Origin of the sequence: Chryseobacterium sp. ISL-6 (assembly GCF_018613715.1) — a bacterium.
GTDB lineage: Bacteria > Bacteroidota > Bacteroidia > Flavobacteriales > Weeksellaceae > Chryseobacterium > Chryseobacterium paludis.
The window spans coordinates 21,913-46,654 of record NZ_JAGGPT010000006.1; the positions used below are offsets into that span (position 1 = coordinate 21,913).

At 34.5% G+C, this 24,742-nt stretch carries 27 protein-coding genes; 21 read left to right on the forward strand and 6 right to left on the reverse strand.

The features are described 5' to 3' along the window. The first annotated feature begins 646 nt into the window (after positions 1-646). From J7E44_RS10830 to J7E44_RS10880, 11 genes are all read left to right on the forward strand, one after another. Entirely contained in the window at positions 647-1,057 is a 411-nt protein-coding gene (locus J7E44_RS10830) for a hypothetical protein (RefSeq protein WP_214829273.1), read from the forward strand. A gap of 143 nt (positions 1,058-1,200) precedes the next feature. Beyond that, complete coding sequence (locus J7E44_RS10835) at positions 1,201-1,479, forward strand: hypothetical protein (RefSeq protein WP_214829275.1); 279 nt, start codon at positions 1,201-1,203, stop codon at positions 1,477-1,479. Between the two features lie 231 nt (positions 1,480-1,710). Then, the gene (locus tag J7E44_RS10840; RefSeq protein WP_214829277.1) at positions 1,711-1,953 is read left to right on the forward strand and encodes a hypothetical protein; all 243 of its coding nucleotides are present in this window, start codon (positions 1,711-1,713) and stop codon (positions 1,951-1,953) included. After that, on the forward strand, positions 1,950-2,195 hold the full coding sequence (locus J7E44_RS10845; protein ID WP_214829278.1) for a hypothetical protein: 246 nt from the start codon (positions 1,950-1,952) through the stop codon (positions 2,193-2,195). The genes J7E44_RS10840 and J7E44_RS10845 overlap by 4 nt, the downstream gene beginning before the upstream one ends. A 418-nt stretch (positions 2,196-2,613) precedes the next feature. Continuing rightward, positions 2,614-2,970, forward strand: a complete 357-nt coding sequence (locus J7E44_RS10850; RefSeq protein WP_214829280.1) for a hypothetical protein — start codon at positions 2,614-2,616, stop codon at positions 2,968-2,970. Beyond that, positions 2,967-3,266 (forward strand): hypothetical protein, encoded by a 300-nt coding sequence (locus tag J7E44_RS10855; RefSeq protein ID WP_214829282.1) that lies wholly within the window; start codon positions 2,967-2,969, stop codon positions 3,264-3,266. Before J7E44_RS10850 ends, J7E44_RS10855 begins: the two co-directional genes overlap by 4 nt. Then, complete coding sequence (locus J7E44_RS10860) at positions 3,263-3,451, forward strand: hypothetical protein (protein ID WP_214829284.1); 189 nt, start codon at positions 3,263-3,265, stop codon at positions 3,449-3,451. The genes J7E44_RS10855 and J7E44_RS10860 overlap by 4 nt, the downstream gene beginning before the upstream one ends. Before the next feature lie 59 nt (positions 3,452-3,510). Beyond that, positions 3,511-3,756, forward strand: a complete 246-nt coding sequence (locus tag J7E44_RS10865; RefSeq protein WP_214829286.1) for a hypothetical protein — start codon at positions 3,511-3,513, stop codon at positions 3,754-3,756. A gap of 482 nt (positions 3,757-4,238) precedes the next feature. Further along, positions 4,239-4,598 carry a DUF6876 family protein gene (locus J7E44_RS10870; protein WP_214829288.1) on the forward strand — a complete coding sequence of 120 codons (360 nt, stop codon included), beginning with the start codon at positions 4,239-4,241 and terminating at the stop codon, positions 4,596-4,598. A gap of 60 nt (positions 4,599-4,658) precedes the next feature. Further along, a complete protein-coding gene (locus tag J7E44_RS10875; protein WP_214829290.1) occupies positions 4,659-4,886 on the forward strand; it encodes a hypothetical protein in 228 nt (75 codons plus the stop codon). A gap of 343 nt (positions 4,887-5,229) precedes the next feature. Then, a complete protein-coding gene (locus tag J7E44_RS10880; RefSeq protein WP_214829292.1) occupies positions 5,230-6,288 on the forward strand; it encodes a 3-oxoacyl-ACP synthase III family protein in 1,059 nt (352 codons plus the stop codon). Between the two features lie 139 nt (positions 6,289-6,427). Here the strand turns inward: J7E44_RS10880 and J7E44_RS10885 are convergent, their stop codons facing one another. Beyond that, positions 6,428-6,619 (reverse strand): cold-shock protein, encoded by a 192-nt coding sequence (locus J7E44_RS10885; RefSeq protein WP_214829294.1) that lies wholly within the window; start codon positions 6,617-6,619, stop codon positions 6,428-6,430. Between the two features lie 94 nt (positions 6,620-6,713). Further along, entirely contained in the window at positions 6,714-6,905 is a 192-nt protein-coding gene (locus J7E44_RS10890) for a cold-shock protein (protein ID WP_214829296.1), read from the reverse strand. Positions 6,906-7,360: 455 nt separating this feature from the next. Here J7E44_RS10890 and J7E44_RS10895 point away from each other — a divergent pair, with 455 nt between their 5' ends. From J7E44_RS10895 to J7E44_RS10910, 4 genes are all read left to right on the forward strand, one after another. Beyond that, on the forward strand, positions 7,361-7,696 hold the full coding sequence (locus J7E44_RS10895) for a hypothetical protein (protein WP_251040558.1): 336 nt from the start codon (positions 7,361-7,363) through the stop codon (positions 7,694-7,696). A 300-nt stretch (positions 7,697-7,996) separates the two neighbouring features. Next, complete coding sequence (locus J7E44_RS10900; RefSeq protein WP_214829298.1) at positions 7,997-8,953, forward strand: zincin-like metallopeptidase domain-containing protein; 957 nt, start codon at positions 7,997-7,999, stop codon at positions 8,951-8,953. Between the two features lie 368 nt (positions 8,954-9,321). After that, positions 9,322-9,798 (forward strand): hypothetical protein, encoded by a 477-nt coding sequence (locus tag J7E44_RS10905; protein WP_214829300.1) that lies wholly within the window; start codon positions 9,322-9,324, stop codon positions 9,796-9,798. A gap of 100 nt (positions 9,799-9,898) precedes the next feature. Further along, positions 9,899-10,354: a hypothetical protein gene (locus tag J7E44_RS10910; protein ID WP_214829302.1), complete on the forward strand. Its 456-nt coding sequence runs from the start codon at positions 9,899-9,901 to the stop codon at positions 10,352-10,354. Positions 10,355-10,837: 483 nt separating this feature from the next. On the opposite strand, the gene J7E44_RS10915 is transcribed toward J7E44_RS10910, so the two are convergent. After that, entirely contained in the window at positions 10,838-12,574 is a 1,737-nt protein-coding gene (locus J7E44_RS10915) for a helix-turn-helix domain-containing protein (RefSeq protein WP_214829303.1), read from the reverse strand. Between the two features lie 276 nt (positions 12,575-12,850). Here J7E44_RS10915 and J7E44_RS10920 point away from each other — a divergent pair, with 276 nt between their 5' ends. The 4 genes from J7E44_RS10920 (at position 12,851) to J7E44_RS10935 (ending at position 16,057) form a co-directional block, all read left to right on the forward strand. After that, the gene (locus J7E44_RS10920) at positions 12,851-13,096 is read left to right on the forward strand and encodes a hypothetical protein (protein ID WP_214829309.1); all 246 of its coding nucleotides are present in this window, start codon (positions 12,851-12,853) and stop codon (positions 13,094-13,096) included. 228 nt (positions 13,097-13,324) lie between these two features. Further along, positions 13,325-14,128 (forward strand): helix-turn-helix transcriptional regulator, encoded by an 804-nt coding sequence (locus J7E44_RS10925; RefSeq protein WP_214829311.1) that lies wholly within the window; start codon positions 13,325-13,327, stop codon positions 14,126-14,128. Positions 14,129-14,263: 135 nt separating this feature from the next. After that, positions 14,264-15,769, forward strand: coding sequence for a DoxX family protein (locus tag J7E44_RS10930; RefSeq protein WP_214829313.1), 1,506 nt, complete (start codon positions 14,264-14,266; stop codon positions 15,767-15,769). Between the two features lie 33 nt (positions 15,770-15,802). Next, positions 15,803-16,057 (forward strand): DUF6520 family protein, encoded by a 255-nt coding sequence (locus J7E44_RS10935; protein WP_214829315.1) that lies wholly within the window; start codon positions 15,803-15,805, stop codon positions 16,055-16,057. A 30-nt stretch (positions 16,058-16,087) separates the two neighbouring features. Here J7E44_RS10935 and J7E44_RS10940 read toward each other — a convergent pair whose 3' ends face one another. From J7E44_RS10940 to J7E44_RS10950, 3 genes are read right to left on the reverse strand one after another with little or no spacing between them, the layout of a single operon-like run. Further along, positions 16,088-18,670, reverse strand: a complete 2,583-nt coding sequence (locus tag J7E44_RS10940) for an alpha/beta hydrolase family protein (RefSeq protein ID WP_214829317.1) — start codon at positions 18,668-18,670, stop codon at positions 16,088-16,090. Next, entirely contained in the window at positions 18,670-20,097 is a 1,428-nt protein-coding gene (locus J7E44_RS10945) for a RagB/SusD family nutrient uptake outer membrane protein (protein ID WP_214829319.1), read from the reverse strand. Before J7E44_RS10945 ends, J7E44_RS10940 begins: the two co-directional genes overlap by 1 nt. 10 nt (positions 20,098-20,107) lie before the next feature. After that, entirely contained in the window at positions 20,108-22,975 is a 2,868-nt protein-coding gene (locus J7E44_RS10950) for a SusC/RagA family TonB-linked outer membrane protein (RefSeq protein ID WP_214829321.1), read from the reverse strand. Between the two features lie 633 nt (positions 22,976-23,608). On the opposite strand from J7E44_RS10950, the gene J7E44_RS10955 reads away from it, so the two are divergent. Both J7E44_RS10955 and J7E44_RS10960 read left to right on the forward strand, forming a co-directional pair. Beyond that, positions 23,609-23,938: a hypothetical protein gene (locus tag J7E44_RS10955; protein ID WP_214829323.1), complete on the forward strand. Its 330-nt coding sequence runs from the start codon at positions 23,609-23,611 to the stop codon at positions 23,936-23,938. Between the two features lie 73 nt (positions 23,939-24,011). Continuing rightward, positions 24,012-24,731 (forward strand): hypothetical protein, encoded by a 720-nt coding sequence (locus J7E44_RS10960; RefSeq protein ID WP_214829325.1) that lies wholly within the window; start codon positions 24,012-24,014, stop codon positions 24,729-24,731. The last annotated feature ends 11 nt before the right edge of the window (positions 24,732-24,742 follow it).

A 24,742-nucleotide genomic window follows, 5' to 3' on the forward strand; every position in this document is an offset into this window, starting at 1 on the left:
AACAGCTTAGGACACCACACTTACCGATACTGAGGTATGGTATAGCCGACAACGAATAAGCGAGCACCTACACCTATAGCATAGGCGTCTTAATTGTTGTGTTGTTGTCTTAAAAATTACCAGTTTTCAGTACCAAGACTTGAACCAAAAACACTTTAAAAGTAACTTTCTTTTACAAAGATAGAAAAGCTGCGAGTTATTCACAACCATCCAAATAGTACAAAACTATGTTTTATCATAATACTTATAATTGCTGCCTTCTAGCTAAAGTGTCTATCGGTTTCCTGTCCGCCAGATTATTCCTATAACTGAGTCGTTTTCAGATTGCAAAAGTATAAATCTGATTTCCGCTCAAAAAAATCTTTTTGGGTTTCTAAAAAAATTCTTTCCGCAAGCTTCAACAATTTCCATAGACACTCCTAAATCCTCCGGACAAAAAGATTTCGGAGCCTGCATTCCATTATGTTCCATTCCGGTTTTGTGCTGAAACAGGATTTCTATCGTCGGTGAGCAAAGAAAAACGACACCTCAGTTAGACGAATAAAGCAAAGCGTTCATTGACATTTCCGAAAATAAATAAAAGAAAAAACACGGTGTCCTCGATACCGAATAAAACAGAAAGTATTAACAATTAAAAATATCAATTATGAAAACAGAATTTGAAAACTTAGTATTTATCAGTGAAGATTTTAAAGAAGCATTTAAAAAGCTTATGGAAAACGGTTTTAAGCTAATAATTCCTGAACCAACAGAAACATTCAAGAAAACCAATTATGCATATTTCTCAGATGGTGATAATATCGCCTATCTGCAACAGGAAAACAAATATCGTGATATCAGTATTTCAAGTGTTCATAAACCATCAAAGGAAGTCGGAACCGGATTTAGAATATCAGATGATTATAGCCTGGAAGTAGCAAAAGAGGCATTATTAACAGTTTGTCCGCACTGGGCAATAAACAGCAGGAACCATGTTATCAAATATAAAAATCTCAAAGAGTTTATGGAATCTGGATCTCATAATTGGCATCAATTAAACATTTATGAAAAACAATAAAATGAAACAATTACATATAATCTGATAGGAAAGAATTTCACTGCCGATTTTGGAATAAAGTATCAGGAAATTCACTTTGAAGCAATAACAAAGACAGGCAGATATATTGAAACCGAAATGAAGAAAATACAAGCAATAAAGATATGTCACGGGTAAAAATAATTAAGAAAGAAAATGCTCCTGAAAATTTATGTGATTTTCCAAACTTCCACAAATCAGGTAGTATAACGGGTATGAAAAAGCTTTACTACGGTAAGGATGCCCTATTAGTAAGATGCGGGGATTATATCTACAATGTTACTTCCGAACCGGAGATTTATTACAATGCAGAGAAACTCATTACCTACTGTATTATAACAACAAGCGAAAAACCCCACATTGATATTCTGAATGAATATTATCCGAAACCGCAAATCCGATGACTTCTGCCGCTCAGGATGAGCCCGTCTTTATCAAAAAATCAAATACATTATCAATTTTAAGGAAAAAGCAAAGGTTTGTTACGCTTATAATTTAAAGCAGGCATGTACAGATGCAGAAGTATTTGCTGGAAAATATAATTTATCCCCAGAGTTTACAATCGAAGATACAGGGGAATTCATTGATAATCCTCCTCACTTCGGTATAAGAGAACCTTTTTAAATATTTAGAAAATGAAAAAATTAGCAATAAAAACTCAAAATAGAGCAGGAAGCGAGCCTAAATATAAAGAAAATTTAGGCTTTGCTTCAATTTTCCTGCATCCGCAGGATTGGATCTCCATAGACCTGTTTGAAGGATTTGGTGATTCCTATAGGCAAAGAGAAACAGAGGAAATTACTATTTCCGACAATGGAAATATTGTATTTAAAGGAAGTTTCAGAGAATTAATCCAAATTTTAAAACTTACATTATGACTAAGACACCAATATTAGAACAGTATTTTAATAACATTTCATTAAATAATTTATTTTGGGATTTCTTCCATGACGGAAAGAATTACACGATTTCAGATTACTCCCTTTCCAATGTATTAATAAATACCCGCTGTGAAAGCTGGAAATCAGAAATATTATTACACTCAAAAGCTGTTGAATCTATTTATCTCATTAGAAATTATGACATGATAGGTTCAGGTTCACAACGCATGAAAAGCTAAATTTTGATAAAGTTGATAAAGTTGAGGAAAATAGTTTCAGGTGTGAAAAGAATAATGAAATAGAATACTGGAACAGTGGAAAGCATTATAGCGTTTCAGAAGTGCCGGAAGGTGAGAATTATAATAAAATTTTCCTGCCCTATTTTGCGAATGTTACTGAAGATATAAATACTCCAATAGCATTGAAAAGAAAAGGATTACAGCCTAAAAAATATAAAAACTGCCAGTTAATGACAGAAAAGAAAGGAGGCTATTACTATTTCTACAGCCATTCCAAAAAGAAAAAGTTATTAATCGCAATAAATTCTCACTCCTACGAACCGATAAACAAGTAATGACCCATCTCATTGCATTTTATAAAATGTTCAGAAAAGTTAACAACTATAAACTTTAAAACCCCATGAAAAACCTATTTACAATGGAAAATATTTTTTTCCAAATAAACAAAGCTGATATATACATTAATGATTACAAAGAAGATGATAAGCTTTGTGGATACGAACTAAACACCTATACACGCAGAGGTGTAAATCAAATTCTGTTTTTGGATTTTCGGGATACTCAATTGGATCCTGAAAATCCAGAAGATTTTTTTAAAGTGTTATCTCATCGAATTGATGATATTGATATAGATGAAGAAATAGAAATTCATCGCCAAATGTCGGATTACAGAAAAATATTTTCAATTCGTGAATCTTTGGAAGACTTTAAAGAATGGAAGAAAAATTTACAACGATTGGCTAAAGAAGTCCAAAACTTAAACCTTAAATTATGAAAACATTTACACAGAAACTAGAAGAATTAATAGAATCTGCTCATTTAATTATAGCAAATTCTTTAGTATTAATAGGTGAAGAAAGCCGTCACAGTAATCAGATTATTATTCCCATCCGAAAAGAAGAATTGCAATTCAACCTTGATAATGGAAGATGGTTAGAGGAAATTGGCAGTGTTGTAATTGACAACAAAGGGTATCAATACAGCTTATCATTTCTTGATGATGAACAGGTATTCAGTATTACAGACCATATAATGGAGTTAGGCAAAATAGAAAACCTTAATAGAATATGAAACCACAAAAAGGGCAACTATTAATTATTCAGAAGTATTTTAATACATCTTCTGACAGCACGGAAGTAATAGCTGAGGCAGGAAATGATACTGGAAATTCTTTTTTAGGAAGTTTTATCGTAAAAATAAAGAAAATAGGAATTTTCCGATTTAACGATGGCTTACTTATAAGACGAATAAAATAAGCCAAGGAAGCTAAACGATCATAACAAAATTAATTTTTAACTCTTAAAATTATATTATTATGGCAACAAGAACCTATAAAACAAAAACTCTTTTAAAAAGACTCGATAATTACGATCAAAAATATTATGATACAATTTGTAAGCCCTCAAACATTGGTGTTGGTTACGCAATGCGTGCCTATCACGCTTTAAAAGTCCAAAATCCACCGGAATGGAAAATTCGCAGTAAGGCAGAAGAGGTAGCTGAAGAACTTCGGATAAGAGGTGTAAAGTTTACTACTCATTTTCTAAAACTATCAAATTAAATAGTAAGCCAAGCTGGAATAATAGTTACATAAGATAATTGTCATTAAAAATTACAATTTTTACGTCCCGAGACGGATAATCTCAAATTTAGCACATTTGGTTCACTTAATTCATATACAGTAAAATTCCGAATCTTCACTTTTTCTCTAGCCAGTGAGCTGTTTTCATATTGCAAAATTATAAATCTGCTTTCCGCTCAAAAAAATCTTTTTGGGTTTCTCGAAAAATTCTTTCCGCTCATCTCCAATAATTTCCCCAGACACTCCTAAAATCCTCCGGACAAAAATATTTCGGAGCCTGCATTCTATTCTCTCATTCCGGTTTCGTGCTGAAACCAGATTTTTTTCGTGGGTAGGCAAAGAAAAACAACACACCGGCTAGATGAAAAAAAGCATAGCGTTCATTGACATTTCCGCCAATTAAAAGACAAGCCGGAGTGTACCAACCAAAAATGAATATTAACAATTTAAAATTTCAGACTATGAAAAATCCAAACATTTCAGCAAATGAATACTACAATCACTTTACAGGTACAGAATCCTATTACACCTACCTTTTAGGATTGCTGTTAACTGATGGTGTAAAAACCATTGCAGATGAAGAACAATGTTACTGGTTCCTCGACTGCATTGCATCTTACCAATTTGAAGAAAAATTTAAACAGGAAGAATTCCAGGTATGGAAAATCAAGAGGATTAAAGATACTAAGTTCAAACTTTCCGCAACAGACGGAAACAATAATCTCTTGATTTCAAAAGATATTGAATTTTCTGATTTCTTCTTTGATGAATTAACCATTTGGAAAGAAACGAATGTATTACTGCTCCCAAGTGAACATTAATCACCAAATACCTCACGATGTATAGGCAATCGTATTTTTTTAATCCCAAATTATAACAATATGAATAAAGCAACATTTGAATGGAAAATAGAAATCGAATTTTGGTTCGTCTATAATGAGGACTTGGACAATTTATCTTCTGAAGAAAGAGAAATGCTGGAAAAGCAGGCAAAAGAAAGCATTTTTCACTTCATCATAAAAAATGGTTACTCCGCCGGAGAACTCTGTGAAACTATCAAAGACAAGGAATTTTATGGATGGTGGAACTACAAAATCACAAACAATTAAACAATTATATTATGGGAACTTATTCAATTATATATTATATATCGAAGTTTAAAATTATTCAATATAAAAAAGCTTAAACAATTTCATTTGTTACAAGAATAGTTTTTCCATAAAATATACCTAAGGATTGGAAAATATTAATCCCATTATCTGCCATATATTTATCTGAATATCCAGAACAAGGCATTATTACATATAATATTTCAATAGTACTTATTAAGATTTGATCTAACGTAAATATTCTCTAATAATTCTTTATTTCTAGTTAAATAATTGTATAAATTAGCACCTTTTTTGAATTCTTCGATTAGAAACAAATGCAAATCATATAAAATTAAATTACATGACAAGTAAAATAATTGGTGTAGGAAATTATATACCCTCGGAGATTATTGATAACGAATTTTTTAATAAAAACCTTTTTTTTGATGAAAAGGGCAAGAAATTGGAACAGGACAATGCTGTCATTGCAGAAAAGCTCAAAGAAATTACAGGAATAGAAGAGAGACGTTATGCATCTAAAGAACTGGTAACTTCTGATCTGGGACTTATTGCTGCAAAAGCTGCCATAGAAAACTCTAAAATAGATCCTGAAATATTAGATTATATCATATTCGCCCATAATTTTGGTGATGTTCCTTATGGCGGGATTCAATCCGATGCAGTTCCGAGCTTAGCTTCAAGAGTGAAGCATCAATTAGGAATTAGAAACAATTACTGTGTTGCTTATGATGTGCTATTTGGGTGTCCGGGCTGGGTTGAAGGGGTTATTCAAGCCAATGCTTTCATTAAAGCGGGTATTGCAAAAACTTGTTTAATTATCGGAGCAGAAACATTATCCCGTGTATCTGATGTTCATGATCGGGACAGTATGATTTACGCAGACGGTGCAGGCGCTGTAGTCATTCAGGCAACAGAGGGGAATGTTGGTATTAAATCTCATGTTTCGGCTTCTCATACTTTCAAAGAGAAGGATTATCTCTATTTCGGAAAATCAAATAACATAGCAAATCTTTCAGATACGAAATTCATCAAAATGACCGGGAGAAAAATATATGAATTCGCTCTCTTACATGTGCCTGATGCTATGAAAAAATGTCTTGACGATAGTGGCTATAAGATAAACGAACTAAGTAAAATTATTATTCACCAGGCTAATGAGAAAATGGATGAAGAAATTGTAAAGCGTTTTTGCAAATTATACGATGCATCAGCACCTAAAGATATTATGCCTATGGTCATCAGTAAATTAGGGAATAGTAGTGTAGCAACTGTACCCACGTTACTCTCTATGATTTTAAATAACGAACTCCAGAATCATGATATCAAAGAGAATGATGTAGTATTATTTGCTTCGGTTGGAGCCGGTATGAATATAAACGCCTTGGTATATAAATTTTAAAATATAATTAACCCGAAAAAGTAATAATAACATTTAAAAGTGCAGCTACTTTGGGACTTAACAAAAAAAAGCAGAGAACAATTATAGTTCTCTGCTAATATTCTATTGAGAAAGAAGCTTTTTAAACTTCCATCTTAATTTATGCTATTTTAACGTTAACTGCGTTAACGCCTTTATTACCGTTTTGTAAATCGAATGTTACGACATCATTTTCACGGATAGAATCTACTAAACCTGAATTATGTACGAAAACATCCTGACCACCATTTGAAGGTGTAATAAAACCAAATCCTTTGGCATCGTTAAAGAATTTTACTGTTCCTTGTTGCATTGTATTGTATTTAAAATTGTTGTATTTACTGATAAATTGTTTTTGGCTGTTGCCCTTACTGTACCGATGATAACATCAAAACAGTATTTTTAATTTACGCTCTTTTAACGTTAACTGCGTTAACACCTTTATTTCCGTTTTGTAAATCGAATGTTACGACATCATTTTCACGAATAGTATCAACTAAACCTGAATTATGTACGAAAACATCTTGACCTCCATTTGAAGGTGAAATAAAACCAAATCCTTTGGCATCGTTAAAGAATTTTACTGTTCCTTGTTGCATTGCATTGTATTGTATTGTATTGTATTGTATTGTATTGTATTGTATTGTATTAAATTATTGTATTAGTAAAAAAAATATTTTTGGCTATTGCCATCACTGGCTTGATAATTACATCAAACAGTAATAAATCGATTTGTGAACAAGAAATGATGGGGTATTTTTTAGAATCTTGAGAATATCAAGATGAAATGGTACTGCACCTGTTATATTGAGGACAAAAATTAGCGGCTGAAAAAGCGAAAACTGATAAAGAGTGTGAACTCAAAGTTTCAGAAGAAGCATCGGCAGGAGCCTGATTATTTTACAAATGTACACATAATTAATTGAAAACAAGCAATTTTTTATTTTTTTGTTCGAGCAGATTAAATTTATTGAATATATTTCTATAGATCATAAAACGGCTAAAAACAGGTTTAGCAAAAAAGTTAATGACAAAGAAAAGTACAATCTTGAATATGAAAATTATAACTGTGTCGATTATGGTATTTTTTTTTACGCAGGAAATGTTCGATGAAGATTTACGCTTTGTGAACGAAGATCAGGAAGGCAAAGCCAACCTTCCACACTATGAACGTCCGATTTCCAGAGAAACTTATTATTGGCTTCTATTTGGATCAGGAAATTGTTTTGGTGACATTGGAACTGTCTGTATTAAAATATCCTGTATCATTGAAAAAGATGTAAAAACTATTCAAGTTTTACAGGAGTTTTCCAAGTTTCCTGAGTTTAAAAAGTATATCAATTTCAGTAAATCGAAAAATCTTCAAAGATTGCTCCGTATTCGACTATGATTTTTCTTTTTTTAAAGCAATTGGAATCCTTCTGATTGCTTTTTTATTCCGACTGTTTCCTGTTTTCCGTTTGCAAAATTAGAAATCTGCTTTTTGCCAAAAAAAATCTTTTTGGGTTTCTAAAAAAATTCTTTTCACAGGTTCTATAATTTTTTCAGACACTCCTTAATCATACTGACAAAAAGATTTCGGAGCCTGCATTCTATTGCTTCCATTGCGGTTTTGTTTGAAAGCAGATTTATATGGTTAGAAAGCAAATAAAACAAAAAAACAGTCAGAACAATTTAAAATCACAACATTATGGAAGCTTTAAAAAAAAAAACAAATTCAAAAACATCTGTCTCACAACCAAAAGAAGACAAATTCATTTCCAAAATCCTTGAAAATCTTGATAAAGTCAATGCTCAGGATTGGGAACAATACGCCAATGTACAATTCCATCATCCGAAAAATCTTTTTACTAAAAAAGAATATCAGGGATTCAATACCATTGCATTATACATTGACACTGTTGTCAATAAATTCAAAACATCCTACTATGCAACATTCAGTTCCATCTCTAAAGCTGGCGGAAAGCTGAAAAAAGGAGCGAAAGGAACTGTCATTGAATTCTTCAACTATGTTTTTAAGCATAAAAAAACTGGAAAAATCTTCACTTCCGAACAGGTTTCCGAAATGTCTTCAATGGAAAGAGAAAACATTTCCAAAATTGCCTGCCTAAGGAACTACACAGTTTTCAATTCAGAATTTATCGAAAATTTGGAAGAGATCAACATCAATATTGATTTTGAAGATGAAAATCATGAACTGGATTTCCAGAAGCAAGCAAAATGTGAGAGCTTCATTACGAAAATCATTGAAGACGGAAATCTGAAAATTACCTATGCCAGGCTAAACATTGCCTGTTATTCACCAATAGAGGATTATATCGCTATTCCAGAAAAGAAATTCTTTGTCTCTGAAGACAGATATTATTCTACCTTATTCCATGAGATCATTCACTGGACAGGACACGAAAGCCGATTAAACAGGGAGCTGAAAGGTCATTCCGATATGACAAGCTACTCATTTGAGGAACTGATCGCCGAAATGGGCAGTATGCTGATTTGTTTACAATTTGGAATTACTTTAGAATTTATCAATTCTGTACGCTATTTAAAAAGCTGGTCTGTAAATAATTCAGAAAACAGAATTGAGAATATCAAAAAAGCTTTTGGATCTTCCAAAAAAGCGAAGAAATATCTCGAACAATTCTAGTATTACTAAAAAAAAACGAGGCTGCTTTTGTGGCAGCCTCTTATTATCGTCCAGAATTGTATTCTAATTAAAAATCTTCCTGACAAACCTTTTTATTGGGGCTTTGAAGATATTCCAGCCAACGACGATAAGAAGTAGCACAAGAGATATTTTTCTTGCATCATTATTGTCCGTAGTAGTTCCGATAAACGAAAACAAAAATATGTAAAACGCTATTGCACCGTAAACTACAAATTTTATTATCCTTTTCATTACTAATATTTAAGTAAGTATGTAAATATAAGAAAAAATTTTATACTAGTTCAATTATTTTTAATTGGTATTGTAGGTAAAAAATAGTATTTTTGTTTTGTTCTTATAACAATATAATGGAAGAGAATACCAATAATAACCTGTTTACTGATATAGCAAGAAGAAATTTTTTTATGAAACAGTTCTTCAAAGCTAATGATATTCATATAAGTCTGCTTGGAGACATTAATAATCCTTTGGTAGTAACTGGGGATAATATTGTTCTAAGCTGCTATGTGAGCAATTTCAATCTTATTTTTAAAGATGATTCTTTCGATGGCAGAGAAGTCTTTACGGTAAAGCTCAAAAACGAACCTCCGCTGTGTAGGGAAAAACTATTGAATTGGATAAAATCAGCTAACCACAGGAAAATTTATGTATTCACTTCAGATGAAGGCTTGTATTATTCAAAATTTATACGGGTGTTCAATGGAAAGCTGCCATTATTTAGCCCTGCTAAAGAACTGGCATATTATGTTTTTCAACGACAAAAAGCTATAGAAATCGTACAAACGCTGAAAAAAGACAATATTAAGGTGTCTATTGTTTTATAATTTTTGTAAAACCGGAATATTTCAAAAGGGGATGTCCGGTTTTAGTTATTTTTGTTATAATTTGTTGCCGTTTTACGGCAAGTTGGCTAATAAATACAATATGTGTGCAAAAAAAGCATCTAAAGAAACTAAAAACTTGTTGATTAAAACTGACAAGTCTTTAATTAATAATTTCAAAATTCACAGTTTTACCTACTACAAAGACAATGACCTGCTGTCTCTGTTTTCTTTCAGGCATTACCTGGCTTTAGTACTTCTAAATATCCAGAAGCATTTTTTACAAAAATATGGTGAAATAACAGAGCCTGGTGAACAGTATTTAGTATTCTACAAAAAACGAGGAACTAAAATAGATATGATAAAGGAGGAAAGGATATTGGAAAGTATCAATTTTTTGTTTCCGAATGAGTATTCCAGGCTTTATTACAGTCTGATGCATACCTATTACATCAATGAAAAGTCCAATTCATCAAGTTATTCTATTTCAATATTTTTTGAATTCATTGTTTCTTTTATCAGCAATAATGAATTAGAGCTTTTTACTGTTGAATTGTAATATAATTCAACAGTAAAACTTTTAAATATTTATATGCTTATATAATTCCATATTTATGTAATTCCGTATTTGCACTACTACAGTGTTGAACAACCACTCTTATATAAGAGTATAAATCAGTAAATATATAGTTACAGCATTATTGAGATATATATTAGTATAGATCTGTAAATCAATAAGAAAATAAATATTCATTTAGACTATTGTACTATTATATAATTGTATCAATGGAATTTGGAAAAGGAATTATACAATTGTACACAGTTACTGCATCTGTCAATACAGGTGGTCGTGTTTTTTTGTGGGTGCAAGATGTCCTTTTGGACGTCCATTTTTATGAAAAATGGCCGTAAAAGTGTATCCTGCCTTTTTGCAAAAGGATGAAAATCATTCGGAACTCATGATTTGGCTAAGAATGATTTTAGAATGTACAAGAAAAATATTCTCTAAAAATCGACTACGGTATTGAGGATAAATATATTTTCAGGCAGACTTTATATTAGTTTGAGATTTTAAATTAGCCTGTAGTTCAGCCTTTCTCTTTCGTATAAAATCAGTGGGGCGTATCCCATTAATTTCATAAAAAAGGCTTGAGAAATTCTGCCTGGAAGCAATGCCGCATTCTTCAGAAAGGCTTTCTATTTTATAATCGAGATATTTTTTATCGTTAAAAAGGAGCTGCGTTATATATTCAATTCTCAGTTCGCCTAGATATTTGGTGAAGTTTTTACCCTTATATTCATTAATAACGTAGGAAAGGTATTTATCGTTGGTATTAAACTGTTGCGCCAATTTGTAAATGGTAAGCCCTTTCTGGATGAATTTTTGTTTATTTTCAAAAACTTGCAGTTTGTGTAGAAGCTCTTCTATTTTATTTTTGCTCAACCCATATCTTTTATCTTCTTCGTTGTCCAAATGAACAGCTGGTTTTGAAGGAATTTTCTTTGTTGTAATAAGTTTTTTTTCCAATACCAAATATTGATGCCGAATTTTCTTTTCCCGTTTATAACGTATTGTTAAGGCCACTGCAAGACTTGATGCCAAAATGAACAGTCCGCCATTGATAAAGGTACCCCTGGAATTTGCTTTTTCCAGCTTTCTTTTTTCATCCTGTAAAGTACGGGTGTCATATTCTTTATGAATTTTTGGTAACAGATAAACAAAGTCTTTCCCCAGAATCTTATCTGCTTTTAACAGTTGGCTTGTATAGTATAACTGGCGCTTGTCATCATTTTGTTGTTGATAATGCTTGATTAGTAATTCATAGTTTTCCCTGAGCTCAGGTAATATAAAATGGTAATTTTGAAAAATTGAATCCATCTTACGGAGATTAACTATTGCTTCTTTCGTATTATTCTGGGCCAAATAGGATTTTCCCATATAAAAGTAGATGATTGGTTCCCACGTAATATCTGTGTTTCTTGTGATTTCGGGAAGCGATTGTCCAAGTTCCTTTATAGCTTGCGCATAATTTCTCTTCTGGTAGCTCGATATTCCTTTACACTTAAGGAAGTAGCTATGTTCCAATGATAGGTCATCATTAATAGAAGTGTGCCTCAGCCCTAATTCGATTAATGAATCTGCTTTTGCATAATTTTTTAAGTTCCTGTTACATATAACCATTTGATGTAATGTATTGTAGTATCCTTTTGTATTATTATAGACTTCATTAGGGTGTAATTCTGCATTGAGTTTTGATCTGAAAAATATCCTGCATTTTTCAAACAAAATCAAAGCATCTTTATAATAACCCAAATAGCTTTTCACAACACCCAAATGATACAATATTTTATGCTTAAAATATTCATCCTCCGAATTTTTGGAATATTCATAAGCTATCATATATTCATCCAATGCCTTTTGAAACTTCTTGTAATTATAGTAATAAACGACACCTTTCCCAAGATGGGCGACACTTATCAGGTCATCTTTTCCTGATAATCTAGCGGCAAGAATGGTACTGTCCGCATACATCAGTTTCCGTTCTTTTGTAGCTGAAAACATCACCGCATCTTTATAACCCTGGAATAACTTCGGATAGTTCTTATCTTTTTTAGCTTTTGCAATATAAAGGCTAATATGAGGCAATGCCCTTGCGTCACTGTCCTGATAGTTTTCATACTTATTACGAAGGGCTGCATACTCATTGAGAGTGTTTTTTTGAGAAAAAACAACTATAAAAAACAAAAACAAGATAATAAAGTAAACTTTTTTGTTCATTAATGATACTATGAGGTGGTGAAAGGTTGTCAAAATTACATAAAATATGTTGTTTTTTAATTATGGGAATTGATTTGAAACGTGTTCACCCTAATTGATTGAATTCTATTGATTTATATCTGTTTATTGATGTTATTTTTCCCGAATTAGAACGTCGTATTTCCCGAAAGACGCCAATAATTTATTTTTCCATCGCAGAAGACCAGCTAATTTCGAAAACAGAATTCTAATAAACATTCCAATCCGGCCGGAGATAACTTTTAATATCAAAATGTAATGAAAGAGTTAATCTCATCTTTAACGGTTATTCTGTTGATTATATCCACTCAATCATGTAGAGGAGAAGATATCACAGATGAACCATTTTATCAGAAAACAAATAGAAAAATAGGAACTACTTTAAACAGTAAAAAAATGGACAGTATCACAATTATAAAAAGTGCGGAACAGGAAATACCTCCCGCTGATGGCGAAAACGAACCTCCACCCAAAGACGGTATCAGGTGGAGAGTAAAACAATAATAAACTATCTAGTCTAAAAGAGTAAAAATATAAGAAATCAATTTTTCAAAATGAAACTTACACACACTAATCAATCATTTTAGCCAGCGATAAGTAACCTGAATAATTACCATTCAGGTTACTTTTATTTTTTTACGTAAGCCATTTACAAAATATAATTGCAATAGCCCGTATTGCTACATTCTGAAATAGACACCTTTAACTTCATATTACTGTATACCTAACAAAATGCATATCTATCAGCTTACCATCATTGATAAAAAACTAAAGGAAGCAATAGCTAAATTTTCATTGCTTCCTATCAATACTTCAATTTTTGATGCAGGCTTATTTGAACAGCTTTTGCATGATAGCAGGGTTCTTATTAAAACATATATTTCGTTACTGAAGTTACTCCAAATTTTACCTGAACAAAATCAGTACTATAAAGGACATTTTTTAATAAAACATACTGCTACCGGAGTTGAAGCAGATGGGGAAATTCATCCGGATTATCTCACTGCTATTCAAAATCTTGTTTTACCACATTTGCTTAGTCGTACCTCTGATAGAAAACAAATATTACCAATCCATATTCATTTCACAACAAGTAAAGAAGTTTATTTGTTTTCAGGAATCAGCTTGCTTAAACAGGATGAATCAACAATGTATAGCTTATTACATGAAATGTCAATGCCGATAAATCATATTAGCTATACTTCCCATTCACGATGCAATTACCTTCTGTCTATAATTTATGCTATTGAGTATAATGAGAGACAAAGTATTCATAACCTATATCCTATTTATAATATAAGTTACAGGCAGTTTAGAAAGGATTGCAAAATCTGCCTGGGAACCACTTTCCATAACTTTTATATTAAAATGAAAATGCTGGATGTGCTTAATGATATTATGCTGACCAATCTATCACTAAAGGAAATTGCCCACAAAAATAATTTTTCTAGCTACATTGCAATGTACCAGTTATTTAAAAGAAAGTACAACTTCCCATTAAACATAATTCCAAGAATATTAATTGGATCCAACTGATAATTTTTCAACAAAGTGTCACTTTTTACTATGTTTTTGTCATTTTTTACTATGTTTTGTACAAATTATACAATAGTATAATTATATAATTTACAGAACTTTACACCACTAACTAATCACCATAAAATTAATATCATGAAAAAGTTCTCTTATCACTTTCCTGGTATAGTAGCCATTTTTTTTGTGCTGCTTTTTGTATATGCGGCGACAAGCAAGCTACTAGATTTTGAGGCTTTTCAGGTACAGTTAGCACAATCACCGCTATTAAGTGCTTATGCAGGATTTATCTCTTATGCTGTTATTATTGTGGAATTAATCATAGCAGTGTTGTTATGTATTAGCAGTACGCGATTAGTAGGACTATATGCATCATTCGGACTAATGGTGAGTTTCACGATATACATTTACCTGATTTTAAATTTCAGTGATTTTGTACCGTGTTCCTGTGGTGGAATTCTTGAAAAGCTGGGATGGACGGAGCATCTGATCTTTAATGCAGTATGTATTGCCCTTGCCTTGGTAGCTATTATCTTTTTGGAAAGGCAGAGAGGAACGAATCAGCGGCGTTACCTTATTCTCTCCGGAACCATTGGAGTTATAAGCTGCGGGCTGGTGATTTTTTTATTCATCCGCTCGGAACATATCATGAAGACAGAGAATAATTTTACCCGGCGCTTTCTTCAGCATCCAATGGAAGAGGATAAAAAAATGAACCTGGGAGCGAATTCTTATTATTTCGCAGGAGCCGCTGATGATAAAATATATTTGGGAAATTATACAACTCCCCTCATTTTAACAACAATTGATACAGCTCTGGTAGCAAAGACATCTTTTACCTCAGTAATAGACCGCCATAACCATCCGTTCCGGTCAATACAAACGCAGGTTCAAAAGCCTTACTATTATATTTATGATGGCAATGTCCCTGTTATTTACAGAGGTGAACTCGGTAAGCAAAATGCCAAGACAATTAGCTATAAGGATGCATACTTCAACCAGATCATTCCTTTGGATTCTACGCGCTTTGCCATAAGGACGCAAAGTAGCGAAACCCAAAATCGTGTATTGGGTATTTTGGATCTTCAGCGAAAATCAAAGGTGAAGCTGTATTCAGATGTGCTGGAAAAACAAAAGGACGGGGTTTTCGATTCAGATGGCAAAATGATTCGGGACCCTGCAACTGGAAAGCTTTTGTATACCTATTTCTATCGCAACCAGTTCATGGAAATGGATCATGAGCTGAATGTACTGAGAAAGCTTCATACGATTGACACCGTTACCAGGGCACAAATACAGGTAACGCAACTGAAAGACGGACAGCACAAAATGAGTGCACCGCCCTTAACAGTGAATAAAAATATGGTTGCATATCGCAAACTCTTGTTTAACGAATCTAATCTAATGGGAAAGCATGAATCCCGAAAAGCCTGGAAGCAAGCAGCTATTGTAGATGTGTACCGTACCGACCGGCAGGAATATGTGGGAAGTTTTTATGTCTTTCACCGCGGGAAGGATAAGATTTCCCATATGCTTGTTACCGATAAGTATTTCTATATCCTTATCGGAAATGAAATTGTCAGGTATCGGTTATACCCGTCCCTTACCCGGCATTTCAGCACAGGGAAAGCCGAAAACCTGTAAAAAAGAGTAGGCATAACATCAAAATCTTTTTATATGAAAAAGTTTATTTTGCCTGTTGTAGTTTTCTTAACAGGCGCAGGAGGAGCATTTGCATCCACCGTATCTAAAACCGCAGATTCAACAATGGTCCCTGGTCACAGGTTTGATCCATCTGCATCAGAAGTGAAATGTATCGAAGTTGCCCAATGCAGCACCATCGAAGGTGCAGAATGTACCTGGAACTCCGAAGTACTGAGAGAAAAGATCAATGACACTGCATGCGGAGCGCCATTGTACCGACTTAACTAAAAATCTGAAGGGTGTCAAAAGCACCCTTCTTTATTTATTATTAACCCATATTGCCGTCTTATGATCTCTCAGGTAAAAATCAAACCAATCCAATATCTTGTAAGTAAGGTCTGTCTTAGAAGCCTCTTGCCACATAGAATGTCCGTCATTAGGATAAAATAATGCTATGACATTCTTTTTATTCCTTTTCAGAGCATTGTAAAACGTCCGGGTTTCTTCCCAGTTTACATTCTTATCCTGCATACCACACCACAAAAGTATAGGTGAAGTAACCCGATCGGCACGATACAGTGGATTGTTTCTAAAATAAAGCTCCTTATTCTGTGAAAAGGATTTTCCCATCCTGTACTGCCCGGATTCATACCGCCAGAATTCCGGCATATGGTAATTCTCATTAAAAGTATGGTAAACATGCACAACGTCGGCATTGGCCGCTCCCGAAATATAGGTTGTGAACAGATCTGATCGGGTAGCGATAAAATTAGCCTGATATCCACCAAATGATTGTCCTATAAGCCCAATTTTCAGGGGGTTAATAGAAGTATTTTTTAGTACAGCTTTCATAGCAGATTCTACCGAATACAGCGCAGAAATTCCCGGACCTTCCGAACCATAAGCGATATCCGGTAAAAAGACAAAATATCCCTTTTCCTGTAATAACCTCACATTAAAGCCCAGGCTATTTTTATAAGTTGGCCGCCAGTACTGTGAGCTTAAGTGATGTTGCGTTTCATAAATATGCGCCACCATCGGATAGTTCATCGAAGGATTGAAATCTATAGGGTAATAGAGCAGCCCCTTTAATGGAGTATTCTCAGGCCCAATATATTCGATGACATCCATTCTTGCCTCTGAAATCTTAGTATCCCCTTGATTACTTTGATAGATCACTTTACTTTTATTATCCTTTGTAATTACAACGCGGGGTGGCATATTATAATTTTCCTGCAAATAAGCAAAGGTACTAAAAGAGGGATTATACAGAAGAGAACTCATTCTGCCATCTGTAGGAGGAATGGCAGTATAGCTTTTATTCACATGTAATCTCTCATACCCGAACCGATTATTCATTTCATTCCGGTATTCTACGATCAGTTGAGCTTTATCATCAATCACCGAACGATAAAAATTGTAATTGGCTAAGAGCGATTCCCTTTTACTTTCCATAATACGAAATATGTATCCTTTAGTAGTTGCGGTTAATGTTTTAAAGCTTTCTTTCCGGATATCATAGTACCAGAGAGCATCATTCCCACCAAAAACAATTCCTTTACCATCATTGGTAAAGTAAGGCTGCTCTACTCCATTTTTTGAGATAAGAATTGTTTTCCCATCAGAAATCCTGTATAATTTCCAGTACTTGTTTTCGGGGTAGAGAAGATATTCTCCCTTTGCGGAAGTATATAATTCAGTCCCTATGGTATCAACTTTTACGGAAATATTGCTTATCCGGTCGTATACAGAAATCAGCAAAGAAGGTGTTTTTTGCGTATAATCTTTTAACTCTAGAGGCTTGAAAGCCAGGAAATACCTATGGTTATGCAGCGGAATGATTTTTTGAAATCCACTGCTGCCATTCAGGTTTTCAAGCTGCCCTGATTCAGGTTCCCAGAGATAATACGTTTCCTGAAATTGTGGTAAAAATTTCTCTTCAAGATTTTTATCATCACCGTACCAAATCTCGGGTGACGATTTCTTTGTCTCTGTCTTGTTTTTGATGGTGTGAAGAAAAAATAATTTTTCCTTCCCAATGCTTTTTACCGTAATATGATGGAACAAAAGGCTTTCGTCTAAAGGATAGCTTTTAAAATCCTTAAGACTTATAGATACCATTTTCATATACCCGGTCGTAAGGTCTTTTTCAAAGCTGATCAGGCTTTCTCCGTCAGGCGCAGTGTAAATACTCTCAATTGGCCTGTTAGTCTGGTACAGCAACCGTTTAGCAGAACCGGAAAACTTGAAAATGCTGTACTGTTTGACTTTTTTATCTTCGTTTCTTTCCTTCTGCACCGCATAAAGTTCAAAATTCCTATCTAATAGATAAGTCATAATATGTTCCAATACCTGTATGGGATGTCCGTTTGCCGAGTACCATACAAGGGAATTCGTTTGCGAAGAATCAGACCATAACAAAAATTCTTTGCCGTTTTTAAGAACTTCAATTTTTTTTATTTGATTAAAAATTTTACGATTGGCAAAAATATTACCTTCACTATCTTTCTCTTGTGCTTTTCCCTTTTTTTTCTCCCCTAAGCTCAGATATTCCGCCTTTCCTTCTTTATGCAACAGCAATACCCTGTTATTGATAAGAAACTGTAATTCCGAAATATTAGTTCTTTTAAGGGCAATGGATTCGGGGACATCTGTTCTTAAGATCATCAAAGTGTCTTGCCCAGAGTCCATTATCTTTTTTACAGCCAACCAATTTCCGTCCGCTGATATTTTGAGTAGCTGGATTTCATGGGATTCTGAACCTAACTTTTGAAGAGGATGGATGTCTTTTACTTTAAGGTCCTGTGCGGAGAATAAGGGCAACAATACAGGTAGCCACTTAAGTAAGTAAAGTAAAAGCAGCGTTATAAGAATCTTGGCCAAGCGGCAGGCTGTTTTCATCAGTATCCCTGGTTTTGTGGGTTAAGGTTAGCATTCAGTAGCAGCTCTTTTTGTGGAAGAGGCCATGCCGTATGGTAGCTTTTCCAGTTAGGCTTTACGCCTATCAGTTCTCCAAGACGGCTAAACCTTTTTAAGGTGAGAAACCGCTGTCCCATTTCAGCAAAGAATTCTCTTCTGATTTCCAATAGTAATTCCTGAAGAAAGATATCTTTTGTACTACTTCCAAGAGCAGGAATTCCGGCTCGCTCTTTAATAGCATTAATATAAGGCAGAGCTTCTGTTATCTTATTTTGCTGAGCAAGAGCCTCTGCCATTATTAAATAAACTTCTTCAAGCCTAAAAACTATTGAATATTCATCGGTATTTCCTGAAATATTTTTGTATTTGGCTGTCCGGTACCATGTATTTTGAGAAGTCGTAACAGGGATGATCCATGCTTGTTTTCTTAGATCAGAACTGCTGAAAGTACTCATTAAATTCGGACTAAGCGCATAAGCATTTGGAGCAGCATTAGAAAAATAATACAGTGAAGCTTCTTTGGTAGCATCCCCGGAATTAAGTGGTTTTAACTGCCAAAGGATATGCTTTCCTTCTTTTTTGAAAACTTTTGTAATATTGGGCTCTAACTGATAAAGAGAGTTTTGAAGAATGCCGTCTGCCAATTGCTGAGCCAAATTCCATTTTTGCTGTAGTATGTATACTTTTACCAGCATCAATTCTGCTGCTTTTTTATTGGGATAAATCCTTTCGGTACTGCGGTAGGTATCGGAAAGTAAGCTAATGGCAAGATTCAGGTCAGCCTCTAATTTCTGTAACAATGCTTCTTTGGAAAGTTTTGACAAATGACTGTTAAACTGATAGTCTGTCGTATCCGTATAGGGGATTTCCTGATAAATCTGTTGCAGATAGAAATAAATAAGGCTTCGCACTAAAAGGGCTTCCCCTTTGATCCTGTTTTTATCTTCTGTACTCAGCGACTGTGAATTGCTAACTCCCATTATAATGGAATTAGCAGCATAAATTTGCTGATATGCCGTATTCCAAACTTTTTCTATCATCGGATTGGTGGGAATCTGCTGGTTTTGGTAGAGCTCCAGTGCCCCGCTGTTATTATTCATATAGTAGCAGTCCAGATCATCGGTATAGGTTCCCAAAAGAGCTCCCATACCATCGCTTCCACCGCAAATAAGTGAAGAAGTGAATAATCCTGAATATAATCCTGATAAAGCAGCATTAGCACTTTGCAGGTCTTCAAATACCTGATGAGTCCCGATCTGGTTATCCGGATCATCTGCCTCAACCAGCTTTTCGCATGAAAGTGTTGTGAACAAAAGGAAAAGAAAGATGAAAGGTATTTTTATAGCTGTAAAAGGTATCAAGGTTATAGAATTAGTAACCTCGCTGATATTGATATTATATTTTTTCATTTTCTTTGTTTTAAAAGTTAAGCTGAATTCCGAAGGAATAGGTTTTAAGTGGTGGTAAAAAACCTGTAAGAACAAATTCAGGATCAAGCCCGAAATAGTTGGTCCATGTCAGCAGGTTTTGCCCCTGAAAGTAAATAAGCACATCCTTTATGATACTGCTTTCCGGCTTTAACCTGTAGCTCAGTTGAATATTTTTCAACCGTATAAATGAAGCATCATCAATGGCCGCCGTACTGTTCTTGAAGAGAGTTTGCAAGGTGGTTTTCTGAGTGTCAGCTCCTGAAGTGTAGGGCATATATGTTCCTCCCTGATTATCAGCAGACCATACATCCAACAGCTCTACTGGCTGATTGTTCATCGTTCCCGGGGTAGGCATATAATTGTGGTAATTCCAGTTCCTTTGCTTAACAAACTGTAATAAAAAAGAGAACGTCCAGCTTTTATACTGGAGCTGATTCTGTAACCCTCCAAAATACCGGACACCTATTCTTTCGATCACCTGATTATCATCCAGCGAAGTGATTTTACCATCACCGTTAAAATCCTTGAACCTGTAGAGTCCAGTAACCGGATCTATTCCTTCATACTGATAGACTTTTACAATAGAAACAGGATATCCCAAAACATATTGATTGGCATAAGTAGAGCCTTCCAGCCCGGGAAATGATACGAGTTTGCTTGTCGGAATGCTGATGTTAAAGCTGGTATTCCATTTGAACTTAGAAGATTTTATCGGATACGCATTAATATCTAATTCAAATCCTTTGTTTTCAACCGTTGCCGGAAGATTGGCCTGAATAGAACTGAAACCTGTTGTCCCCGGTAATGGAATTCCTACCAATTGGTTAGAAGAGCGGTTTCGATACCATGCTGCCGAAAGGTTGATGCGGTCTTTCAAAAAGCCCAATTCCACTGCGGCTTCGAGCTTCTCTGTTTTCTCCCAGCTGAAAAGAGGATTATACAATCTCGAAGGATTCAGTGCCGTAATCCCGCCATAACCCGTCCCTGAAATGGTATAGGTATCCAGATATTGGTAATCGCCAATCTTATCATTACCGGTAGTCCCGATGCTGCCTCTGAACTTTCCAAAGCTTAGCCATCTACTTTCCCTTAGAATATTTTCATTTGAGAATAACCATGCAGCTCCTACAGCTCCAAAATTAGCAAATCGTTTTTGCGGGCCGAATCGGCTGGAACCATCCCTTCTTCCGGTAACATTGAGAATATACTTATTTTTATATTGATAGTTGATACGCCCGAATAAGGCGGCATATCTATATTCACTGCCTGCTTCGGTGATAATTTTGGTTTTTGCCGCGCCTATATTGTGGATCAGAGCATTACTTTCAAATCCATATCCCTGGTTCTGGGACTGGTAGCCGGAATCCTGCTGGAAGGTGCCTCCGGCAAGCACATCAAACTGATGGTCTCCAAAGTCATGCTTCCAGTTAATTTGTGGTTCTATGATATAGGAGAAATATTGCCGCCTGTTCCTCAGTGCTGAAGAAGAAGCACTGGTTAAGCCGTAAGATGGATTGTACATGGTATGGGGAAGCAATGAATATTCCTCAAAAGCCCGGTAATTAACCCCACCATTGAGCTTAACCGATATTCCTTTGTATACTTCATAACCCATATTGATATTGGAAGTGAACTGTTTATTGTCATTGGAGTAGGTACTTACGAAAGGTGCAATGGGATTATCAAAGGTATTATTCTCCCAGTTGATACTCCCGTTTGGCGAATATAAAGCCGGAGCATTAGGGCTAAGGAATAATGATTTGTTGGTAATCTCCTGATTGAGCATATTATTAGTCTGAAAGGAAATCAGGTTAGAAATATTAGCTGTAAATTTTCTGTCTTTTGACTGATGAGAGATGTTGCTCGTGATATTATTTGTTTTATATCTGAATGAAGCGGGAAACACAGTGGTCTGCTCTTGATGGCTGCCGCTTACTAAAAACGAAGTACCCTCACTACCTCCGCTTATAGAAATTTGTGTACTTATAGCTTCAGCGGTATTACCAATCAGTACTTTCTGCCAATCAGTGTAGCGGGACTGGTTCCAAATTCCATTGATATCGTAGGCCGTAGCAGGATAAGCAGTAATCCCATCATTAGCATACGCCTCTTTACGCATACGGACATACTCTGCGGTATTCATCATCTTCATCTTGGAAGCGGCACTGCTTAAGGCATAGCTGCTGTTAACGCTAAACTGTGTCTTTCCTTTTTTTCCCTTTTTAGTAGTGATAAGGACTACACCATTAGCTCCCCGCGAACCATAAATAGCAGTAGCATCGGCATCTTTCAGTATTTCGATGTTTTCAATATCATTAGGGTTAATGCTGTTTAATGGACTGATGGAAGAGTAAGGCATAATGCTGCTCGAATACCGGGATGGGTTCTCGGAACTGATCACCACGCCATCGACAATATACATCGGGTCATTGCCCTCTCTTCTAAGGCTGTTTTTCCCACGAATCTGGATATCAAAACCGCCACCGGGAACACCGGAATTCTGAATGATATTGACACCGGAGACCCTACCCTGTATTGCAGAAAGTACATTAGCTACAGGCTGGTTTTCGATATCTTTTGACGATACTTTTGCTATGCTTCCGGTGCGCTCTTTGTCTTTTACCTTATAATATCCGGCATTAAGCACAACTTCTTCAATGTTGCTTACTTTTTCTGAAGGGGGCTTATTTGAAGGGGATAAGGTATCGGTCTTTTTCCTTAATACGGATGCTTCAGCAATACTCTTTCGGGAAATAGTATCAGAGCTTCTCTGTACCTGTGCCTGAAAAGAGGTGCCTGCTACCGTCAGCATAAGGACACATGAAATGTGCCCTATGCTGGTATAGGATTTTTTCATAAATTTGAAAAGTTTAATTTAATTAAGCAATTAGGCTCTTTCCTGCTCAGCTGTCAACTTTTGCGGAAAGGGCTTTTTTATTTCTTACAGTACAAGATATACAGCCTTACGTATCGTTATAGTAAGTGAAATTCGGCTTCATGTTGTTCTTTATGTTTTCTTTGTGTCTTATAGTTTTTGCTGTTTTATAATTTGTTACGGGCGGAAACTATAGCCTCCGGCTCGAACAAATATTAACATGAATGTAAGATTTAGTCCTCTCTAAGCATTACTGCCGCAATGGTATTGCACCATTGTATCTTTCTCAATGCGAACTTATTTTGTAAACTTTTGCTTAGATGTGTGTGAATTCCGGAAATAAAACGGCATGAGACCCAACATTATCTGACTTGAGGTACTGCCATACCGTGCAACAGATAAGTGGGCTCATGCCTAGGTCATGAGCCGCTTACTTATCATCTCGTTGCATAAGAAAATTGGCAGTTTTCAAGTCGAGACTCTAAGCAATAGCTTCTATTATTATACTTTGAAGTATCGCAAAATTACTGTTATTGTAACTTATAATGCAAATATAATAAAAATAACGACATATACGTCGTTGAAAATGTAAGTTTTTATGAATTATTTTATATAATGAATTACCAACTACAATCTTTTAGATACAGAGTAGCTGTAGGAATCACTTTCAAAAAATTGAGGGTGGCAGTAAAGATTGATAATAAAGCAATGACGCAAGAGTATCTAAATAATGATATTTTTGTTAAATATTCTAAAACCTGGAATGCAGCGAGAGAAGAAGCATTACCAAATACAACGCTCGAAAATCTTTTTATAATTGCTAACTACTTTAACATTAGTATTGAAGAATTATTTGAGCAAGTAGCTAAAGTTTCTAAAGATGAAATTGATTCTGCTATTAAAGAAAAAAAGATTTTGAGGGAAAAATATAATACAATGAAATAATGCCAATATAATAAATTTATTTCTGGTGCTATAGTAAACAGTTAAAAGTTTTTTTTTGAAAATTTGCCATATTATGAAAAGTCTTCCGGAGGAAATTAAAATATTAAAATTAATAAAGGTAAGGTTAGATATTTTAATGGCTAATGGCGAAACTGCTGTTGAAATCAGATCAAATGAATTATATGACTCAGTAAAGAAAGACCCAGTATTGAATACTTATTTCAAAGATGGGAAAATGTTCAACCAATTCTTGCGAGAGTATCACAATAACGGAATTATGAAACAGATAATTCCAAATTATAATGTAGATACCTTTAATAAAAACTTTTATCAATGGTATTTCAGCACAGAACTGAAAAGCAAAAATGAATCTCGAAAATTGGTCGAAACAAAGAAAAGTGATTTAGCTTATTATAAATCCAGCTTAAATATCATTGCAGAAGACGGAACAAAACTAAGATCATTACAAGAAAAGAACATATATGAGAATTTGGTTAAGTGTAATTATTTGACAATTTTCTATGATGCACAAATTCAAGGGAGTTACGAACGAAAGTATGCTGATTTTAAAATAGTGAACAGGCTAACTCAAAAAACGTTTTATTGGGAACACTTTGGGATGACACATTCGGAAAAATACTTAGAGTCAATGACCGAAAAAATTGAATGGTACAGAAATAATGGTTTTAAAACAGTTGAAAATAAGGGAAATGTCATCTACACTTATTACTCGACAGAAAATAAGTTTGAAAAGGATATTAAGAAGTTTATAGAAATTATTTTACGAAAATAACTTGAGTTAAT

Bases quoted from the DNA above. Each gene is read 5' to 3' on its own strand.
- J7E44_RS10890 (WP_214829296.1), bottom strand. From the start codon at position 6,905: ATGCAACAAGGAACAGTAAAATTCTTTAACGATGCCAAAGGATTTGGT.
- J7E44_RS10960 (WP_214829325.1), top strand. From the start codon at position 24,012: ATGAAAAGTCTTCCGGAGGAAATTAAAATATTAAAATTAATAAAGGTA.
- J7E44_RS10930 (WP_214829313.1), top strand. From the start codon at position 14,264: ATGAAAAAGTTCTCTTATCACTTTCCTGGTATAGTAGCCATTTTTTTT.
- J7E44_RS10900 (WP_214829298.1), top strand. From the start codon at position 7,997: ATGGAAGCTTTAAAAAAAAAAACAAATTCAAAAACATCTGTCTCACAA.
- J7E44_RS10915 (WP_214829303.1), bottom strand. From the start codon at position 12,574: ATGAACAAAAAAGTTTACTTTATTATCTTGTTTTTGTTTTTTATAGTT.
- J7E44_RS10860 (WP_214829284.1), top strand. From the start codon at position 3,263: ATGAAACCACAAAAAGGGCAACTATTAATTATTCAGAAGTATTTTAAT.
- J7E44_RS10835 (WP_214829275.1), top strand. From the start codon at position 1,201: ATGTCACGGGTAAAAATAATTAAGAAAGAAAATGCTCCTGAAAATTTA.
- J7E44_RS10885 (WP_214829294.1), bottom strand. From the start codon at position 6,619: ATGCAACAAGGAACAGTAAAATTCTTTAACGATGCCAAAGGATTTGGT.
- J7E44_RS10945 (WP_214829319.1), bottom strand. From the start codon at position 20,097: ATGAAAAAATATAATATCAATATCAGCGAGGTTACTAATTCTATAACC.
- J7E44_RS10840 (WP_214829277.1), top strand. From the start codon at position 1,711: ATGAAAAAATTAGCAATAAAAACTCAAAATAGAGCAGGAAGCGAGCCT.
- J7E44_RS10875 (WP_214829290.1), top strand. From the start codon at position 4,659: ATGAATAAAGCAACATTTGAATGGAAAATAGAAATCGAATTTTGGTTC.
- J7E44_RS10855 (WP_214829282.1), top strand. From the start codon at position 2,967: ATGAAAACATTTACACAGAAACTAGAAGAATTAATAGAATCTGCTCAT.
- J7E44_RS10850 (WP_214829280.1), top strand. From the start codon at position 2,614: ATGGAAAATATTTTTTTCCAAATAAACAAAGCTGATATATACATTAAT.
- J7E44_RS10950 (WP_214829321.1), bottom strand. From the start codon at position 22,975: ATGAAAAAATCCTATACCAGCATAGGGCACATTTCATGTGTCCTTATG.
- J7E44_RS10830 (WP_214829273.1), top strand. From the start codon at position 647: ATGAAAACAGAATTTGAAAACTTAGTATTTATCAGTGAAGATTTTAAA.
- J7E44_RS10940 (WP_214829317.1), bottom strand. From the start codon at position 18,670: ATGAAAACAGCCTGCCGCTTGGCCAAGATTCTTATAACGCTGCTTTTA.
- J7E44_RS10920 (WP_214829309.1), top strand. From the start codon at position 12,851: ATGAAAGAGTTAATCTCATCTTTAACGGTTATTCTGTTGATTATATCC.
- J7E44_RS10935 (WP_214829315.1), top strand. From the start codon at position 15,803: ATGAAAAAGTTTATTTTGCCTGTTGTAGTTTTCTTAACAGGCGCAGGA.
- J7E44_RS10910 (WP_214829302.1), top strand. From the start codon at position 9,899: ATGTGTGCAAAAAAAGCATCTAAAGAAACTAAAAACTTGTTGATTAAA.
- J7E44_RS10925 (WP_214829311.1), top strand. From the start codon at position 13,325: ATGCATATCTATCAGCTTACCATCATTGATAAAAAACTAAAGGAAGCA.
- J7E44_RS10865 (WP_214829286.1), top strand. From the start codon at position 3,511: ATGGCAACAAGAACCTATAAAACAAAAACTCTTTTAAAAAGACTCGAT.
- J7E44_RS10955 (WP_214829323.1), top strand. From the start codon at position 23,609: ATGAATTACCAACTACAATCTTTTAGATACAGAGTAGCTGTAGGAATC.
- J7E44_RS10895 (WP_251040558.1), top strand. From the start codon at position 7,361: ATGAAAATTATAACTGTGTCGATTATGGTATTTTTTTTTACGCAGGAA.
- J7E44_RS10845 (WP_214829278.1), top strand. From the start codon at position 1,950: ATGACTAAGACACCAATATTAGAACAGTATTTTAATAACATTTCATTA.
- J7E44_RS10870 (WP_214829288.1), top strand. From the start codon at position 4,239: ATGAAAAATCCAAACATTTCAGCAAATGAATACTACAATCACTTTACA.
- J7E44_RS10880 (WP_214829292.1), top strand. From the start codon at position 5,230: ATGACAAGTAAAATAATTGGTGTAGGAAATTATATACCCTCGGAGATT.
- J7E44_RS10905 (WP_214829300.1), top strand. From the start codon at position 9,322: ATGGAAGAGAATACCAATAATAACCTGTTTACTGATATAGCAAGAAGA.